We start from the raw sequence: 2,861 nt of genomic DNA, 5'->3' as shown, positions 1-2,861 counted from the left end.
GCGTGCCACCAGGGCCGGCGGGCGGCGCCGCGTCGGCGAGCGCGCGCACGTGCGCCGCACCGGCGCCGACGGCGTAGCGCAGCACCCGGGCCACCGACGGGCCGGACGGGTGGCGCACGAGGTCGAAGGCGACGACCGGCGAGCTCACGAGGCCGTAGGGCACGTGCTGCACCTCCTCGGGCGTCGGTCGGGGCGCCGGGGCCCGGGTCTCGTCGGGGCCCGCGTGTCGTCGGGGCCCGGGTGTCGTCGGGACGTCGTCGCCGGGACGTCGTCGCCGGGGCCCCGCTGGTCGGGGTCGGTGGTCGTGCCGCCGGGCGCGGTGGCCCCGTGACGGGGACGGTCAGCGGCGGGCGCGCCGCGGAGCGCCCGGGGTGCGGGGCACCGTCGCGGTGGTGGCCGGGCGGGGCGCCCCGACCTCCCGCGACGCCTCGAGCGCGGCGTCGAGCTCGAGCAGCAGCAGGAGCTCCTCGCGCGCCGCCGGCGGGCTCACGCTCTGCCCCTCCACCTGCCGCCCCTCTGCCTGCTGCTGCTTCACGCCCGGCTGCCCAGCGCGACGGTGCGGGTCGCGTCCAGGGGCATGAGCAGGCGGTCGGGCAGCTGGCAGGCGCCGGTGATGAGGTCGGCCATCGGCCCGCTCAGGGTGTCCGGCGGCGGCTCCAGGTCGTCCTCGGAGACCTCGACGACGTCGCCGATGGAGTCCACGAGGAGGGCGACGACCTCGTCGCCGACCCGCACGACGAGGTCCGTCGTGGGCAGGCCCTCCTCCCGCGGGGGCAGCCCGAGGCGGCGGCGCAGGTCCACGGCCGTGACCACCTGCCCGCGCAGGTTGACGAGCCCGGCCACCTCCGGCGGCGCGAGCGGCACCCGGGTGAGCGCCTGCTCGGTGAGGACCTCCTGCACGCGCAGGACCTCGATGCCGTACAGGCCGTCGCCGAGGTGGAAGGTCACGTAGCTGACGGTCATGGGGGGCTCCCCTGCGGGCCGGTGGTGGGCTGCGGCGGGGCGCTCCGGCCCCCGGGTGGCGACGTCCGCGCGCCGGCCGCTCACGCCCGGGCCCCCTCGTGGGCGTCACGGGGCGAGCGGGGCCGCGGCGGGGCGTAGGCGCCTGCGCGGGAGGGCGTCTCGACCTCGTCGTAGAAGGTCGCGTCGGCGGCGAGGACGGCCTGGCGGACGTCGAGGAGCTCGACGATGTGCTCGTCGACGACGGCCGAGCCCGACAGGCCCGGGTCGCCGAGGTGGCTGACGCGCGCGCCGGAGGCCGGGGTGACGTCGAGGATCTCGTCGACCGCGAGCGCCACGGAGCGCCCGCCGACGGCGTGCACGACGAGCGGCACGGACTCCTCCCCGGAGGTCAGCTCCCCGAGGTGCTCGGCGAGCACGAGGACGGGCATGACCTCGCCGCGGTGCTGGACGGCCCAGCGGCGCCCGATGCGCTCGAGCCGCTCGCGCGGCACGTCCTCGAGGCGGGTGACGACCTCGAGCGGGATCGCCATGCGGCGCGAGCCCACGCGGACCAGCAGCAGCTGGGTGCTGTCGCCCGGGCCGGCGTCGAGCTCGCCGGCGCGCTCGTCGGCGCGCTCCTGCTCGCGGGCCGAGCGGGACAGCGCCTGGACGTCGAGGATGAGCGCGAGCCCGCCGTCGCCGAGGATCGTCGCGCCCGAGTAGTGGGGCAGGTCGCCCAGCAGCGCGCCGAGCGGCTTGACGACGATCTCCTGCGTCGCGAGGACGGCGTCCACGACGAGGCCGAAGCGGCGCCCGGCGGTCTCGAGGACGGCGACGACCGAGGACTCCCCCGGCTCCGGGCGGCCGAGCGCCAGGGCGTCGTGCAGGCGCACCAGCGGCAGCAGGTGCCCGCGCAGCCGGTGCACCTCGGCGTCGCCCACGTGCTCGGTGCCCGCGCCCCCGTCGCGGTCCAGCCCCACGAGCTCGCGGAGGCCGTTCTGCGGGATGGCGAAGCGCTGGCCGCCGCAGGAGACGACGAGGGCGGGGATTATCGCCAGCGTCAGGGGCACGCGCAGGCGCGTCGTGCTGCCGCGGCCCACGACCGACTCGAGCTCGATCGAGCCGCCGATGCGCTCGATGTTCGTGCGGACGACGTCCATGCCGACGCCGCGCCCGGACACGCTCGTCACCGCGGCGGCCGTCGAGAAGCCCGGCGTGAAGACGAGCCCGAGCACCTCCGTCGTCGACATCTTGCGCAGCGTCGCCTCGTCGACGAGCCCGCGCTCGAGGGCCCGGGCGCCGATGACGCGCGGGTCCATGCCGCGGCCGTCGTCGGAGACCTCGACGAGCACCTGCCCGCCCTCGTGGCGGGCGCGGAGGGTGACGAGGCCGACGGGGTCCTTGCGGGCGGCCCGCCGGTCCTCCGGGGGCTCGAGGCCGTGGTCGACGGCGTTGCGGACGAGGTGGGTCAGCGGGTCCTTGACGGCCTCGAGGAGGGTGCGGTCGAGCTCGGTGTCGGCGCCCTCCATCTCGAGGCGGACCTGGCGGCCGAGCTGGGCGCCGAGGTCGCGGACGACGCGGGGGAGCTTGGACCACACGTGGTCGATGGGCTGCATGCGGGTCTGCATGACGCCCTGCTGCAGCTCGCCGGCGACGAGGTCGAGGCGGTGGGCCGCGCGGAGCATCTCGGCGTCGCCGGAGCTCGACGCGCGCTCGAGCACCTGGTTCCGGGTGAGGACGAGCTCGCCGACCATCGACATGAGCTGCTCGAGCAGCTCGACGTCCACGCGGACGCTCGCCTCGCCGCTGCGGCGGGCCGGGGCCGGCTCCTCCGCGCCCGCGGGGGAACCGCCCGACGGGGCGCCGGCGGGCTGCTCCGCCGCGGGCGCGGGCGCGTCCAGGACCGGGTCGGGCGCGAG

At 77.6% G+C, this 2,861-nt stretch carries 3 protein-coding genes; all 3 read right to left on the bottom strand.

What is annotated here, in order from left to right; all coding sequences use genetic code 11:
- Positions 1-340: 340 nt before the first annotated feature.
- Positions 341-535, bottom strand: a complete 195-nt coding sequence (locus HLB09_RS15345) for a hypothetical protein (protein WP_171204196.1) — start codon at positions 533-535, stop codon at positions 341-343.
- Positions 532-963, bottom strand: a complete 432-nt coding sequence (locus HLB09_RS15340; RefSeq protein WP_171204195.1) for a chemotaxis protein CheW — start codon at positions 961-963, stop codon at positions 532-534. Before HLB09_RS15340 ends, HLB09_RS15345 begins: the two co-directional genes overlap by 4 nt.
- An 80-nt stretch (positions 964-1,043) precedes the next feature.
- Positions 1,044-2,861: chemotaxis protein CheW (locus tag HLB09_RS15335; protein WP_171204194.1), on the bottom strand; the 1,818-nt coding region annotated here is incomplete at its 5' end.

This window comes from Pseudokineococcus marinus (assembly GCF_013004605.1).
In the GTDB taxonomy this organism is placed as follows: domain Bacteria; phylum Actinomycetota; class Actinomycetes; order Actinomycetales; family Quadrisphaeraceae; genus Pseudokineococcus; species Pseudokineococcus marinus.
This window is presented reverse-complemented; position numbering and strand designations above follow the sequence as displayed.